This is a genomic window from Erythrobacter sp. YT30 (genome assembly GCF_001542875.1).
Lineage (GTDB): Bacteria > Pseudomonadota > Alphaproteobacteria > Sphingomonadales > Sphingomonadaceae > Erythrobacter.
On the sequence record NZ_LMAF01000003.1, the window covers coordinates 78660 to 92741 of the forward strand.

Sequence of the window (14082 nt, forward strand, 5' to 3'; positions counted from 1 at the left end):
CAAGCGCGTTAGGCAAAAGCATCGCTGCAAACAACCGCGACGATTGGCGCGGCGAAACAGGAGCATTCCCAATGGTATCTGTGACCCAGCTCAGTGATGATGAACGCGCCCGCCTTTTATCGGACCATCCTGAATGGAAAAGCGCGCGCGATGGCAAAGCAGTGACGCGGACGTTCCAGTTTGAAAACTTCTCGGAAGCCTGGGGCTTTATGAGCCGCGTTGCCCTGATCGCGGAAAGTCATGATCACCACCCCGAATGGTTCAATGTTTATGCCAAGGTTGAAGTGACGCTCACCACACACGATGCGAACGGTTTGTCGCAGCGTGATGTGAACATGGTGAAAGCGATGGACAGGCTTGTCGGCGAGTAGAGTGCCTCGGACGTTTATCGTCCCAGAAGGCTCGCCGCCTGACGCTGCTGTTTGCGAACGCGACCCGGCATCCATTTCTTTGCAAAACTGATCTTCTTGGCGGTTTTGCCGACCAGATAGTGCAGTTCATCGCCGTGGACCGCATCCCAAACTGTTTGCGCAACTTCTTCGACCGGCGTGATTTCAAGGCCAGCAGCCTGAACGCGGGAGCGTACAGACTCGTTGGATTTTCGATGCCCGGTTCCTTCAAGGAGCGGGGTTTCGATAAAGCTGGGGCAGATTGAACAGGACTTGATGCCGTCAGGCGCCCATTCCGCATCGAGGCTCTCTGCAATACCGCGTACGGCGAATTTGCTGGCGCTGTAAACGCTCATACCCGATCCTCCGACGATGCCAGCTGCGCTCGCAATGTTCACGAGGCACGATCCGGGCGCGGTTTTGAGGAGATGTTGATACGCAGCCTGCGCGCCATAAAGGACGCCGCGAATGTTGATGTCGACGCAGCGATCGATTTCGTCAACGCCAAGCTCGTGGATCGGACCGCCAGTGCCGATGCCTGCATTGTTGACCACGACATCTACGCCCCCGCCGGCAGCGACGGAGAAAGCCTGGAGCACATTTTCCCATTCGTCCCGGTCACGTACATCGAGCTTTTGCATGTATTTAAAGCCGCCCTCGATCAGACCGAGCGTATCTTCCATGCCTTCTTCGTTGACGTCACCAATCCCGACAAACCAGCCGCGCTCAGCGAAATGGCGCGCAATGGCGCGGCCAATGCCGGATGCACCGCCCGAAATGAAAATAGCGCGGCGCTGTTCTTGTGCGCTCATACGATCCCTCTCCCAAAAAACTACGCGCGCAGATCAATAGACCCGCGCGCGCATTTTGTCAGCCACTGACACGCATGTCAGTTGGATTTGTTGTGGGCTGGATTATGCGCCCAGCGCTTCTTCCAAGCCTTGAACGTGCTCAGCGCCCTCAAGGATTTCGGCGGTGGATTCGGACACCGTATCGCCAATCGGTTCGCTGCGTCCGCCAAGGCACGTAGCTAGGAAGTTCTCGGTGATCGCGGTGTAGGCGATGTTGTTGACGGGCTTTGCAAAGCCGTGACCTTCATCCGGATACAACACATAAGTCACCGGAATACCTGCCTCTTTCATGGCTCCTACGATCTGATCGCTTTCCGATTGCTTCACGCGCGGATCGTTGGCGCCTTGCAGGATTAGAAGCGGCTTTGTGATCTCGTTCGCTTTATAAAGCGGGCTAGCTGCTTTCAGCAGAGCAAGGCCTTCTTCGGTGTTCGGATCGCCCATGCGTTCATGGAAAATCTTCACCAGCGGCGCCCAGTATGGCGGAATGGTGCCGAGCAGCGTTTCGAGGTTTGACGGGCCAACAATATCAACACCGCATGCGAATTTCTCAGGCGTGAAAGTCAGGCCAGCCAAGGTCGCATAGCCGCCATAGGAACCGCCCATGATTGCTACCTGGTCTCCAGTGGTGATGCCCTCGGCGATGGCCCAATCGGTTGCATCGATCAGGTCATCGTGCATCTTCAGGCCCCATTCCTTGTTACCGGCATTTAGGAAGTTTTTGCCAAAGCCTGTTGAACCACGGAAGTTCGTTTGCAGCACGGCATAGCCTCGGTTCGCGAGCCATTGGACGCCGCTGGAAAAGCCATAATCATCGCGCGCCCACGGGCCGCCATGGACAAGCAGGACCATCGGTACGGCTTCATCAGGACGACCATCGCCATCGCTGTCACTGCCCGGCGGCAAAGTGAGGTAAGAAGGAAGCGTCAAGCCATCGCGGCTGGTGATTTCAACCGGGTGCATCGGCTGGAGAGGCGCGCCTTCAAGCTCTGGCCTCGTGGTGTAGAACGGGGTGAGCGTTTCTGCTTCCCGGTCGTAGATGAAGGTCTGCGATGGAGCGGTAAGAGGGTCGTTCCAGACGATCCACATACTGTCATCATCGGTGCGGCTCGAAACGCCGAAATCACCTTCGAGCTTATCATCGAGGAATGCGAGCGACGCTCCGATATCGTCGTCAATCGCGGTCCATGTGTTCTTGAGATAATTGACCGAATAGGCCTGGATTTCACCTGTCTTGGTGTCGCGCATTGTCCCGCCCAAATCGGCTTTTGCATCCTCGGCGATCAGCGTTTTCTCACCCGTTTCGGTGTCTTGCGCAAACAGCGCTGCAGTGTTGCGTCCACGGCTGTCGAGCCAATAAAGGATTGAGCCGTCGGTGGTGTAGCCAGCTGGAGAAGTTGTCAGCGAATCTTCCATTGCGGTGGTTTCGAACGCTGTTTCTTCAACTTCGCCATCGACCACGTTGAAGTAGTCTGTGCCGCCTTCTGCATTCTGGCGAAACGCCATGCGCAAGGTCAGCGTGTCATCTGCCATGAAACCGGCATACCCTTCGTTCTCATAGACAAGCTCAAGCTCGCCCGTGTTGAGATCAAGCATATGCACGTCATGAAACTGCGGGTTGCGATTGTTGACGCCAATCAGCAGCTTGTCCTTGATCGTTTCCGATGCCCCGACGATTTGCACCCGCGTGTTTTCAAACGGGGTCATCAGCTTCTCTTCGCCGCTTGCAATATCGATCATGTAGAGCAGGAAGTTTTCATCGCCGCCTTTGTCCTGAATGTACCCGACACTCTTGCCATCAGGCGACCAGAAGTGATCGCGAATGGGGCGATCTTCCGCATTGGTGATGACTTTGGCGGCCGCAATATCATCGCGCGGAGCGACCCAGATATTGAGCACATCGTTATGGGGGGCGAGCCAACTCAGCATGGTCCCGTCAGGGCTGAGGCGACCTTGTGCTTTGGTCGGATTGCCGAACAGCGCGTCGCGCGGGATCAAGGGTGCGGCTTCTGAAGTCGTTGTCATCGATGCTCCGGTGTTTGATTGAGCGTGATTGTCTGCGGCTGCGATGCCGGGCAGCGCAAGGGCGCAAGCGGCCGTGGTTGTGACGAGCAGCCGAGCGGTTTTTGAAAGTCCAAACATTGGCGGGGTTCCTCTCCTATTCAAGGTTTGAACCGAAAGCGGCGGGGAATGCCTCCGGTGTATTGCGCAAGTGATACGCAATTACCCCGGTATCGCAACCGTGTTTGATCGATCTGGATAAGCAGTTGGTCTTGCGAGATTAGAGCGCGGGGTTAGCGTAGAAATGCCATGTGAAAATCGCCATGGCCCCGCGATGGGGCTGCCATTGCTCGCCGAGAGTGCGGGTTTCTTTTTCCTGAGGCCGTTCGTCGAGCTCTAAAAGGCGCTTCACTCCCTCCTGAACGGCCAGATCGCCTGCGGGCCAGATATCGGTGCGCCCTTCGGCAAAGAGCAGATAGATTTCAGCCGACCAGCGTCCGATCCCCTTGATCTGAGTGAGTGTTTCAATCGCGTCTTCATCGCCCGATGGCAGCGCTTCAAAGTCCACTTCGCCCGCTTCAACGAGTTCGCACAGGCTTCGCGCATAGCCCTGTTTCTGTCGTGACAGGCCACAAGCGCGCAGCGTGTCGAAATCACGGCTGAGCAAGCATGCGGGCGTAAAATCCTCGCCCAATTCCGCTTCCAGCTTGTTCCACATTGAACTTGCCGCTGCGACGGAGACCTGTTGGCCGACAATGGTGCGCAGCAAGGTTTTGTACCCTCGATCCCTGATGCGCGGTTCCGGATACCCGATGCGCGCCAGTTCATCACCCACCCGTTTGTCCTTTGCTGCTAGCGCATCCATCTCGCGCCGGATCGTCTCAGCAGTCAGGCCCACTCTTCATTCCTCTAGGTTGCGCTTCTTTGAGGAACTCCCTAGCTGAGCAGCGCATTATTCCAAGAGCGCAAGGCAATCGAGTCTTGCGCTCAATCGTTTCAAGAAGGATTTAGGAAACCTATGCCGAAGCTGGTCGTCACCAATCGCGAGGGGGAAACAAGCGAGATCGAGGTCGAAGATGGCCTCACCGTGATGGAAGCGGTTCGCGACAATGGCTTTGATGAGCTGCTGGCACTGTGCGGCGGCTGCTGTTCGTGCGCGACTTGCCACGTCTATGTCGATCCTGCCTTCAAGGACAAGCTGCCAGAAATGAGCGAAGACGAGGACGATCTGCTCGAATCCTCCGATCACCGCAACGAAACATCGCGGCTGTCATGTCAGATCCCGCTGACGCAGGAACTGTCGGGCATGAAGGTGACTATCTCGCCTGAAGATTAAAGTTGTTTGCGGGGGCGGTATTGAGCGCGTAATCCGCCCTCATGAACATCACTCAACCATTTGGCGATACGCTCGCTCTGATCGGCAACACTCCGCTCGTTCGGCTCAGAGGGCCAAGCGAAGAAGCTGGATGCGATATCTGGGGCAAATGCGAATTTGCCAATCCAGGCTCGTCAGTCAAAGATCGCGCGGCGCTTTACATGATCCGCGATGCAGAAGCGCGCGGGGATTTGAAGCCGGGCGGAACCGTGATCGAAGGGACCGCGGGGAACACCGGTATTGGCATCGCATTGGTTGCCAATGCGCTCGGGTACAAGACGATCATCGTGATGCCGGATAACCAATCCAAAGAGAAAATGGATACACTGCGGGCTTTAGGGGCGCAGCTGGTCCTCGTCCCGCCAACCAAATACGCCGATCCTGCACATTTTCAGCATGTCTCGCGCCGCATGGCTGAGGAGACAGACGGCGCGATATGGGCCGGGCAATTCGATAACGTCGCCAATCGCCGCGCGCATATCGAAGGCACTTCGCAGGAATTGTGGGAGCAAACAGGCGGCAATATCGACGGCTTCACCTGCGCGGCTGGTACAGGCGGAACCATTGCCGGCGTTGGTATGGGGCTTAAAGAGAAGAATGCCGATATCCGCATCGCGCTGACCGATCCGCATGGCGCTGCGCTCTACAATTACTACGCCCATGGTGAGTTGAAAGGCGAAGGCTCCTCGGTCGCGGAAGGGATCGGGCAGGGCCGAATTACCGCCAATCTCGAAGATGCTCCCATCGACACGCAGTTTCGAATTTCTGATGAGGAAGGGATTGTCTGGGTTGAAAAATTGCTGCGCGAAGAAGGGCTTTGTCTCGGGCTTTCCAGCGGCATCAATATCGCTGGCGCAATAGCGCTGGGCAAGCAATTGGTGAGCGAAGGCATCGACAAGCCCCAGATCGCGACAATCCTTTGCGATACGGGCTTTCGATATCTTTCAACGCTCTACAATCCGGAATGGCTTGCTTCAAAGGATTTGCCCGTGTTCGATTGGCTTTCCCAAACCCAATCGGCCTAGTGCATCGACAATCGCTCTGTGGCGCGTTAGGCACAGGTCATGGCAGAACGGAAGCTTATCGGCGGCGATTTAGCTGACATTCAGGGCGACGACCTACAGGCTTCGGCCATGGAGAATTCTGCTCCCAGCACAATGCCGCTTGGCGGGACGCGCACTCAGGCGATGCAGCGGCTGCAGGCCGGGCTGCTCGGGATAGGCACGATGATCCTGCTTGTGGGTCTTGCGAGTATTATCGGCACGCAGGCTGAATTGGCGGAACAGGCAGTGGTGCCCGATGCCGCCCCAACGACAGAACCAACCGAAGCGCCTTCGCAGGTAGACCCATTGGCAGATGCGGGCATTGTTCCCGATATTCCGGCTGAACCTGAAGAAACTGAGGACGATGGAGGTCTGAAAGCCCCACTTTTTGCAGAAGACGGCAAGGTTCCTGATACGCCGGACGTCGAGCCGGATGAACCGCCGCAATAATCTCATTTCAAAGGCTTTTCTGGCCTTTTTCTGGTTGGGATGTTCGGCTGGGTGTTCGAATGCTTCTGATCATTCACACGATGCGCATCATGCCGAAGGCGCAAGTTCATCTACAACTGTCATGTGTGAGGCTGCGGAGCCTCTGCCTTCGCTAGGCTTGGTGACAAGCCTTCCGCTGCTTTGGCCATTGGATGCCGATATCGCCGATTTCGCCAGCGGCGCAGTAAATGCGCCTTGGCAAGCGGGAGCGCTTTCGTCTTGCTACGCGATACTTCCGCTCGATACGCTGTCAGCGCCTGATGAAAGCGCTGCTGCTACCGATCCCCTGGAAGGCCTTGACCGTCTAGCAATAATTCAACCGCGCGCACTGACCCCGTCCGACAATGTCGCGCTGGATGAATGGGTGCGCGAGGGTGGCGAGGCACTCATTCTGGTCGATCCGTTGCTGACAGGGCACTATGATTTGGCTCTGGGTGATCCACGCCGCCCAATGGATACCTCGCTTGTCGCCATTCCGCCCGTGGTGGCGCGTTGGGGCCTGGAAGTGATCTTCGACGAACCGTCTACAATCGAGGAAGGTACCTCGACTGTCGATCTTGGGGGAACGCCGCTCACGATCGAAGTCGCTTCGCAATGGAGCAGTGTCGATCCCGATGCAGCGCAGTGCGAGCTTTCCGCTGACGATCACATCGCCCGGTGCAAAGTGGGGGAAGGGCGCGTTACTCTGCTTGGGGACGCAGCTTTGTTCGAACATCGCGAATTGGCTGGTGAGAATTTCGAAGCCATGACGGCACTTTTCGGCTATGCATTTGATCGGACACCCTGATCAGGCTTCGGGGATATTGCGGGAAGCGTGCGGGAAATCGCGTTTCCTTGAGAGACTCGAAGCGGGATTAGGCTGCGAAATTGCGAATTATCCGGGGAATTTACGGGATTACTCGGATGTTTGAGGGAATAGTGGAGATATGTTCACAAGATGAAATCTAGGTAAATCAATAATTTACCATTTAATCCCGTGATTTCCCGTGAAAACCCCTTTTCACTCGCCTGCTTCCCGGATAATACCGGGTTCCATCAAACATGTCTGTTTGCCGTGCGCACCCGTTCAGGGTTTGCGCGCTGCTCCCGTTCGCGCGGGGGCGGCGACGGGGAAGGCGTGTCGAAGGGAGAGAAGGGCCGCGCGAAAAGCAGCCGAACGAGCGAATACGGGGACAAGTTCGAGTGTCGGATTTTGGAGGATACAGTGGTCAAGCCTATTCGCCCGCGGGCGATAAGGGCCGCTTTGTCCTGCCTCCGGACTTTCGCAAGGCGGTGAAGGAAAGCTCTGGCGGGCAGAAAATCCTTTGTCTCGCCAAACATGATCGCTGGAAATGTCTTGTCGGTTTTGGCCTGTCTCGCCACGATGAATTGGAAAACCAGCTTGACCGTGAAGAGAAAAACGCGGTTGCTTCTGGTCAGCCTTTCGATCGCGAAATGCGCGCCCTGCGCCTCTTCGGATACAAGAAGCTCCCCTTTGACGACAGCGGCCGCTTCGTCATGCCCGACATGCTGCGCAGGCGTGCTGGAATAGAAGATGGCATTTTCATTCACGGCGGCGGACGCTTTTTCACCGTCTGGGCACCTGATGAGCTCGCGAACATGCCCGCTGAATGGGAAGACCTTCAGGCCGATTGTGAAGATCTGATAGCAGAAGCTGAGGCGAAGGCTGCGAAGAAGGGAGGTGCGAAATGAGCGCATCCCAAGTGCAACCGCACGTCCCGGTGCTTTTAGATGAGGTGATCGCTGCAATTGCGCCTCAGCCGGGCATGACAGTCGTCGATGCGACTTTTGGTGCCGGTGGTTATTCAACTGCGCTGCTCCAAAAAGGTGCGCGGGTTTATGCTTTTGACCGTGATCCCAATGCCATTCGGGCAGGCGAAGCTATAGTCGCCAAGTGGAACGGACAGTTGTCGCTTCACCCTCATCGCTTTTCCGAAATGCGCGACGAGCTTACCGCGATTGGCGTTCCCCACGTCGATGCTGTGGTGATGGATATTGGCGTCTCGTCCATGCAGCTTGATGAAGGCGAGCGTGGTTTCTCGTTTCAGGCTGATGGTCCGCTCGACATGCGGATGAGCCAGGAGGGTGAAAGCGCTGCAGATTTCCTTAATTCCGCCGATGAAGCAGCGATTGCCGATGTCCTCTATGAATACGGCGAAGAACGCCAATCGCGCCGCGTCGCCCGCGCGATTGTGGCGGCGCGCCCGCTTGAGACAACCGGCGAATTTGCCCGCGTGGTGCGCCGCGCCTTGGGTCACAAGCCCCACGACAAGAAAGACCCTGCAACGCGCAGTTTCCAGGCGGTCCGTATCCATGTGAATGACGAACTGGGCGAGCTTCGCGCTGGCCTTGCAGCTGCGCAGGCTCTTTTGAAAGAAGGCGGTGTTCTTGCTGTCGTCAGCTTTCACAGTCTGGAAGATCGCATCGTCAAACGTTTCCTTCGTGAAGCATCAGGCGCGGGCCGCGCTGTGTCGCGCCATTTGCCAGGCGAAAAGCCCGGTCCCGCGCCGACTTTCACCAGCCTTTCCAAAGCCATCCGCCCCAGTGACGCAGAGATCGAGCGCAATCCGCGCGCGCGCTCATCCATCCTGCGCACCGCCATTCGCACCAGCGCGCCAGTCGAAGGAGCAGTTCAATGATCGTCACAGATGCACGCAAGCGCCAAATCGGCTGGGCTGCAGCACTGGCGATGTGCGTTGGGCTGTTTGCGCTGCTCAGCCTCAGCACGCACGCGGTCAAAAGCGAAGTCTTGCTTGCCGAACGCCAGATTGTCGCGCTGGAACGCGAAAACCTGATGCTGGAAACCGAGTTTCAGGCGAGGGCCAGTCAGCGCCAGCTTTCCAACTGGAACCACATCGAGTTTGGATACGAAGCACCGCGCGCTGATCAGTATTTTGACAGCGAACGCCAACTTGCAAGCCTTGGTCAGCCGCTTGGCCCTGATGCTCCCAGCCCGATCAGGGTTGCGCGGGCCGACACGGGCGAGCTTGATGCGCAGCCGATTGACACTGGGCCAATGGTGTCGCCTGTTTCGGGCGAACCTGTGACCTTGGCTTCTGCCGCGGTTGAAGAGGCTGATCCTGGCGCTGCTTTTACGGAAGCTTTCGGCAATTTTCTTATTGAAGCGTCACCCATCCGCGCCGCCAATGCGCAGACGCCGCTTGCGGTGAACTTCGGTTCTGCCGATGGTTCTTCCTCTCAGGCAGGCGAGGTAGCCGAATGAGCGCTTTCGCAGCGCCTCGGCCAGCAATCGAGGCAGGCCGCGTCCAGCTGGTTCATTTGCGATATCAATCGCTTTTGACCGCGCGTTGGCGTGTCTTGTGGATTGCGATAATCTTTACACTGGTGGCCGCTGCCGCTTTGATACGCATCGCTTATCTCGGGTTTGGCGGGCACACTCAGTCGCACTCCAGCCTGGCGGAACAATTGCTCCCTCCGCGCGGTGAGATCACTGATCGAAATGGAAAGCCATTGGCGCGCGCTTTTCCGGCTTACGCCTTGTGGTTTGATCCCAAGGCGATGGGTGATGGCGGCTCTCCGCTGATCAATGAACCAGCACAGGTCGCTGCATCGCTCAAGGAGATTTTCCCCGATCTTAATGAGCGCCGGACCGTGCGCCGGCTTGAGGCCGGAAAGGCGGGATACTTGCGCCGCAGGGTCCTGCCCGAGGATGCGAACAAGGTTTACGGGCTGGGTGAGATTGCACTCCAGATTCCGCGCGAAACCGATCGACACTATCCGCAAGGAACGCTTGCCTCGCATGTACTTGGATACGTGGCATCGGATAAGAGCGGTCGGCTTGGTATGGAGCAAGTGCTCAACGATCAGCTCGCGGATCCCGATTTGCGCCATGAACCGGTGGCGCTGTCCATTGATGTGCGCGCGCAAGGTGCGCTCGAGGATGAGTTGCGCCGCGGAATGCTTGCGACCAACGCTTTGGGCGCGGCTGGGATCATCCTTGATGTCGACACGGGAGAAGTAATGGCGCTCGCCTCGCTTCCCGACTTTGATCCTAACCGGATCGATGCCGAAGGTCAGGCGAACATGATGAATCGTGTGACCAATCAGGTTTATGAGCTCGGCTCCACCTTCAAGCCGATCAGCATTGCTGCTGCCATTGATGCTGGTGTTGTTCGGGACATGGGCAAGCCCTGGAATGCGACGACTGTCGAGATGTCGGGTCGCAAAATCCGCGATCTGAAGCCCAAGGGTGACACGCTCAACGTGCCGCAAGCACTGGTGTATTCGTCAAACACGGTGACTGCGCGCGTTGCGAATGAGCTTGGCGCACAAAAGCTGCGCCAATCGATGATCGATCTGGGGATGGATCAACGGCCGCACATCGAACTGCCTGCAAAAGGACAGCCGCTTTGGCCGGGCGGTCGCTGGAGCAAGCTCACGAACATGACAGTCAGCTATGGCCATGGTCTTGCCGTGACGCCGCTGCACTTGGCGAGTGCCTATGCCGCTATGGTGAATGGTGGCATCTGGCGGCCAGCGACCTTGCACAAACTGGAACCGCAAGACGTGCCGCGCGGACGCCGAGTGTTCAAATCCTCTACCTCATCGCGCATGCGCCAGCTTCTGCGGATGATCTCGATGTACGGCACTGGCCGCAATGCCGATGCCCCCGGATACAGGGTGGGCGGCAAAACGGGTTCGGCTGAAAAAGCGGGCGCGGGCGGATATCGCAAGACATCGCTGATTGCTTCGTTCGCCGCAGCGTTCCCGATGGATGCGCCGCGATATGTGATTGTGATCGTGCTCGATGAACCGCGCGGGACGGCGGCAAGCTCTTTCCAGCGGACGGCTGCGTTCAACGCTGCGCCGATTGTTGGGCGGCTGGTGCCCCGGATCGCTCCCATTCTCGGCGTGCGGCCAGACGAGCGGCGTGATGTCGACATCTCCGATCTTCGCTATCTGGTGGAGGGTCGCAAGTGAAGCTTGCCGCGCTGATGGATCGGGCTGGGTTAGGCAGCGATGGGGCAGGGGATACGCAAGTTACGGGATTTGCGATTGATCACCGCAAAGTTGCACCCGGCACAGTGTTCGGCGCGTTTCGCGGCGCACAATTCAATGCAGAAGATGTGATTGCGGATGCTGTGACGTCCGGGGCCGTCGCCGTTGTTGCCAGAGCTGAAGCTCAAGTCGAGGGAGCTTTGCACGTCGCCAGCGAAGAGCCGCGCCAGACATTTGCGCAGATTGCGAGCGGATTTTTCTCACCAGTGCCGGAAACAATCGTCGCCGTAACAGGCACGAATGGCAAAACGTCCACCGCAGAAATGACCCGGCAGATCTGGCGGATGTGCGGCGAAAGTGCGGCCAGCATCGGAACGTTGGGCGTGACGACACCTGACGGCAGTGTCTCGACCGGGCTGACGACGCCGGACATCGTCACATTCCTCAGCAATATGAGCGGACTGAAGCGCGAAGGGGTGACACATGTCGCCTATGAAGCGTCGAGCCATGGCCTCTCCCAGTACCGCAATGAAGGCGTGCCGGTAAGCGCGTGTGCCTTCACCAATTTTAGCCGCGATCACCTAGACTATCATGGCACGATGGAGGCCTATTTCGAGGCTAAGATGCGGCTGTTTAACGAAGTCATTGAGCCGGGTGCGCCGATCATCATCTGGCGGGGTGCGGACAGCAATGAATGGACCGCGAAAGCGATTGAGCACGCACAAAAATGTGGCAATCCATTGCACGTCGTCGGTGAAGCATCGCAGCATGGAGCTGACCCATTCCTTCGTCTCGTCAACCGCGTTCCCACCCAGCTGGGTCAGACACTGACGATCGAACATTCAGGCGAAGAAAGCACCGTCAAACTGCCTTTGATCGGAGCTTACCAAGCGGCAAACGCGATGTGCGCTGCCGGGCTCGCTCTGGCGACCGGCTCAAATAAGGCGCAAGTGTTTGACGCGCTCTCTCGATTGCAGCCTGTGCGAGGTAGGTTGGAGCGGGCCGTGATCACGCAAAAGGGGGCGCCAGTTTACATCGATTACGCGCATACGCCCGATGCGTTGGAAGCGGCGATCGCGGCGCTTCGGCCTCATGTCGATGCTGATAAAGGTGGCCGTCTGATCGTTGTGTTCGGCGCCGGTGGGGATAGAGACAGCGGCAAGCGTGCGCCCATGGGCGAAGTTGCAGCCAAATCTGCGGACCTTGTTATTGTTACGGATGATAATCCGCGCGGCGAAGATCCATCTCACATTCGCGGAGAGATCATGGGCGGTGCGCTCGGTATTGATGGCGCAGACGTTCGTAATATTGGCGACAGGCGCCGTGCTGTATCGGCTGCGATTGAAGCGGCAGAAGCGGCAGATATCGTCCTCATCGCCGGCAAAGGCCACGAACAAGGCCAGATAATCGGGTCAGGAGAAAACATGCGAGTGCTAGCCTTTGATGATGTTCAGGTGGCGCGCGAATGCGCCGCTGAGGCCGGAAAGGCTCTTTCGTGAACGCTATCCAACCTTCGCTTCATCACGCCTTGCATTCATGGCCGGTCGATGCGCGCGATGCATTGCCGCTTGCCTTGTGGGATGCGGCATCGATTTCGGCTGCGACGGGCGGCGTTGCTAGTAATCAATTCCAGGCTGCCGGTGTCGAAATGGACAGCCGCGATGTGCGTCCGGGCGACCTGTTTGTGGCGCTCAAGGGCGATGCCATGGATGGGCACCGGTTTATTCCGCAAGCCTTTGCCAAGGGTGCTGTCGCTGCGATCACCGATCGGCCCATCGATTTCCCGCATGTCCTCGTAAGGGATACAACACAGGCGCTGCATGATTTGGCGCACGCGGCAAGAGACCGCAGCGATGCCGTGCGAATTGCTGTGACTGGTTCCGTTGGAAAGACGGGCGTGAAGGAAGCGATCTTCAACAGTCTAGATCGCGTAGGTCGGGGCGCGGCGCATCGCTCTGTCCGCAGCTACAACAATCATGTCGGCGTTCCGCTCAGTCTGGCCCGCATGCCAGCGCGCGCTCGGTACGGCGTGTTCGAAATGGGAATGAACCATGCTGGCGAAATTGCCCCTCTGTCCGCGCATGTCCGCCCGAATGTCGCTCTCATCACGACGATTGCGCCTGCGCATATCGAAAATCTCGGCTCAATCGAGGCGATTGCGGATGAGAAAGCTCAGATCTTTACCGGCCTCGTTGATGGCGGCACCGCGGTAATCCCGGCTGACACGGAAATGGCTGATCGCCTGATCGGTCATGCCCGCGCGTTGGGTGTCAAAACCGTCACCTTTGGGCGCAGCGAGAACGCAGACGTTCGGTTGCTTGATGCGATACGCCAGCCGCATGGCGGCGCGCTGATCACGACCGACCTTGGTGACACGCGGCTCTGCTACACGATTGCCGAACCCGGGGAACACTGGATCGGCAACTCGCTCGGCGTCATGGTGGCCGTGCGCGCAGCAGGCGGCGATCTCGCCAGCGCAGGCCTCGCAATGGCTGAAATGGGCGGTTTGAAAGGCCGCGGAGCGCGCTTTCAGATTGCCGCGAATGGTGGGAAAGTGTTGCTCATCGATGAAAGCTACAATGCCAACCCTGCATCCATGCGCGCAACTCTCGCCAGCCTTGGACAAACCCCCGCCACGCGCCGCATTGCCGTTTTGGGCACGATGGGTGAGCTTGGCGACTTTGCAGACAAATTCCATCGCCAGCTTGCAGCTCCTTTGGCCGAAGCCAAGATTGATCACGCAATTCTGGTCGGAGAAGGCATGCGCGCCCTCGCAGCGCAATTGGGGAAAGGAACCCCCGATTCGCTTGGCTTTGCCCCGTCGTTCACGCATTGCGATGATGCTGATCAAGCAATCTTGGCACTCGAAGAATTTGGCATGACAGGAGGCGATGCCGTTCTTGTCAAAGGTTCGAATTTCATGGGGCTTGGCCGGCTGGTGTCACACTTTACGAGCGCGCAAAAATGAGCGCGGC

14 protein-coding genes are annotated in these 14082 nt (G+C 57.8%); 11 read left to right on the forward strand and 3 right to left on the reverse strand.

Annotation, left to right across the window (positions count from 1 at the left end; all coding sequences use genetic code 11):
• Positions 1-71 precede the first annotated feature (71 nt).
• The gene (locus AUC45_RS14155; RefSeq protein WP_067604535.1) at positions 72-371 is read left to right on the forward strand and encodes a 4a-hydroxytetrahydrobiopterin dehydratase; all 300 of its coding nucleotides are present in this window, start codon (positions 72-74) and stop codon (positions 369-371) included.
• Positions 372-385: 14 nt separating this feature from the next.
• Here the strand turns inward: AUC45_RS14155 and AUC45_RS14160 are convergent, their stop codons facing one another.
• The 3 genes from AUC45_RS14160 to AUC45_RS14170 form a co-directional block, all read right to left on the reverse strand.
• Entirely contained in the window at positions 386-1201 is an 816-nt protein-coding gene (locus AUC45_RS14160; RefSeq protein ID WP_067604108.1) for an SDR family oxidoreductase, read from the reverse strand.
• A gap of 102 nt (positions 1202-1303) precedes the next feature.
• Entirely contained in the window at positions 1304-3382 is a 2079-nt protein-coding gene (locus AUC45_RS14165; RefSeq protein WP_082701198.1) for a S9 family peptidase, read from the reverse strand.
• A gap of 139 nt (positions 3383-3521) precedes the next feature.
• A complete protein-coding gene (locus AUC45_RS14170) occupies positions 3522-4139 on the reverse strand; it encodes a DNA-3-methyladenine glycosylase (protein WP_067604110.1) in 618 nt (205 codons plus the stop codon).
• A gap of 120 nt (positions 4140-4259) precedes the next feature.
• On the opposite strand from AUC45_RS14170, the gene AUC45_RS14175 reads away from it, so the two are divergent.
• From AUC45_RS14175 to murF, 10 genes are all read left to right on the forward strand, one after another.
• The gene (locus AUC45_RS14175) at positions 4260-4577 is read left to right on the forward strand and encodes a 2Fe-2S iron-sulfur cluster-binding protein (protein WP_067604112.1); all 318 of its coding nucleotides are present in this window, start codon (positions 4260-4262) and stop codon (positions 4575-4577) included.
• A 41-nt stretch (positions 4578-4618) separates the two neighbouring features.
• On the forward strand, positions 4619-5641 hold the full coding sequence (locus tag AUC45_RS14180; protein ID WP_067604114.1) for a cysteine synthase A: 1023 nt from the start codon (positions 4619-4621) through the stop codon (positions 5639-5641).
• Between the two features lie 39 nt (positions 5642-5680).
• A complete protein-coding gene (locus tag AUC45_RS15925) occupies positions 5681-6109 on the forward strand; it encodes a hypothetical protein (protein WP_197409600.1) in 429 nt (142 codons plus the stop codon).
• Positions 6110-6269: 160 nt separating this feature from the next.
• The gene (locus AUC45_RS14190) at positions 6270-6935 is read left to right on the forward strand and encodes a hypothetical protein (protein ID WP_156423894.1); all 666 of its coding nucleotides are present in this window, start codon (positions 6270-6272) and stop codon (positions 6933-6935) included.
• Between the two features lie 395 nt (positions 6936-7330).
• A complete protein-coding gene (locus AUC45_RS14195) occupies positions 7331-7840 on the forward strand; it encodes a division/cell wall cluster transcriptional repressor MraZ (protein ID WP_067604118.1) in 510 nt (169 codons plus the stop codon).
• Positions 7837-8787: a 16S rRNA (cytosine(1402)-N(4))-methyltransferase RsmH gene (gene rsmH / locus AUC45_RS14200; RefSeq protein WP_067604120.1), complete on the forward strand. Its 951-nt coding sequence runs from the start codon at positions 7837-7839 to the stop codon at positions 8785-8787. Before AUC45_RS14195 ends, rsmH begins: the two co-directional genes overlap by 4 nt.
• Positions 8784-9371 carry a hypothetical protein gene (locus AUC45_RS14205; protein ID WP_082701199.1) on the forward strand — a complete coding sequence of 196 codons (588 nt, stop codon included), beginning with the start codon at positions 8784-8786 and terminating at the stop codon, positions 9369-9371. The genes rsmH and AUC45_RS14205 overlap by 4 nt, the downstream gene beginning before the upstream one ends.
• Positions 9368-11089 (forward strand): penicillin-binding protein 2, encoded by a 1722-nt coding sequence (locus AUC45_RS14210; protein ID WP_067604122.1) that lies wholly within the window; start codon positions 9368-9370, stop codon positions 11087-11089. The genes AUC45_RS14205 and AUC45_RS14210 overlap by 4 nt, the downstream gene beginning before the upstream one ends.
• Positions 11086-12606: a UDP-N-acetylmuramoyl-L-alanyl-D-glutamate--2,6-diaminopimelate ligase gene (locus AUC45_RS14215; protein ID WP_067604124.1), complete on the forward strand. Its 1521-nt coding sequence runs from the start codon at positions 11086-11088 to the stop codon at positions 12604-12606. The genes AUC45_RS14210 and AUC45_RS14215 overlap by 4 nt, the downstream gene beginning before the upstream one ends.
• The gene (gene murF / locus AUC45_RS14220; protein WP_369815254.1) at positions 12603-14075 is read left to right on the forward strand and encodes a UDP-N-acetylmuramoyl-tripeptide--D-alanyl-D-alanine ligase; all 1473 of its coding nucleotides are present in this window, start codon (positions 12603-12605) and stop codon (positions 14073-14075) included. Before AUC45_RS14215 ends, murF begins: the two co-directional genes overlap by 4 nt.
• Positions 14076-14082 lie beyond the last annotated feature (7 nt).

Excerpts from the sequence above, each read along its gene's own strand:
- AUC45_RS14155 (WP_067604535.1), top strand. The coding sequence starts at position 72 with ATGGTATCTGTGACCCAGCTCAGTGATGATGAACGCGCCCGCCTTTTA.
- AUC45_RS14160 (WP_067604108.1), bottom strand. The coding sequence starts at position 1,201 with ATGAGCGCACAAGAACAGCGCCGCGCTATTTTCATTTCGGGCGGTGCA.
- AUC45_RS14165 (WP_082701198.1), bottom strand. The coding sequence starts at position 3,382 with ATGTTTGGACTTTCAAAAACCGCTCGGCTGCTCGTCACAACCACGGCC.
- AUC45_RS14175 (WP_067604112.1), top strand. The coding sequence starts at position 4,260 with ATGCCGAAGCTGGTCGTCACCAATCGCGAGGGGGAAACAAGCGAGATC.
- AUC45_RS14180 (WP_067604114.1), top strand. The coding sequence starts at position 4,619 with ATGAACATCACTCAACCATTTGGCGATACGCTCGCTCTGATCGGCAAC.
- AUC45_RS15925 (WP_197409600.1), top strand. The coding sequence starts at position 5,681 with ATGGCAGAACGGAAGCTTATCGGCGGCGATTTAGCTGACATTCAGGGC.
- rsmH (WP_067604120.1), top strand. The coding sequence starts at position 7,837 with ATGAGCGCATCCCAAGTGCAACCGCACGTCCCGGTGCTTTTAGATGAG.
- AUC45_RS14205 (WP_082701199.1), top strand. The coding sequence starts at position 8,784 with ATGATCGTCACAGATGCACGCAAGCGCCAAATCGGCTGGGCTGCAGCA.
- AUC45_RS14210 (WP_067604122.1), top strand. The coding sequence starts at position 9,368 with ATGAGCGCTTTCGCAGCGCCTCGGCCAGCAATCGAGGCAGGCCGCGTC.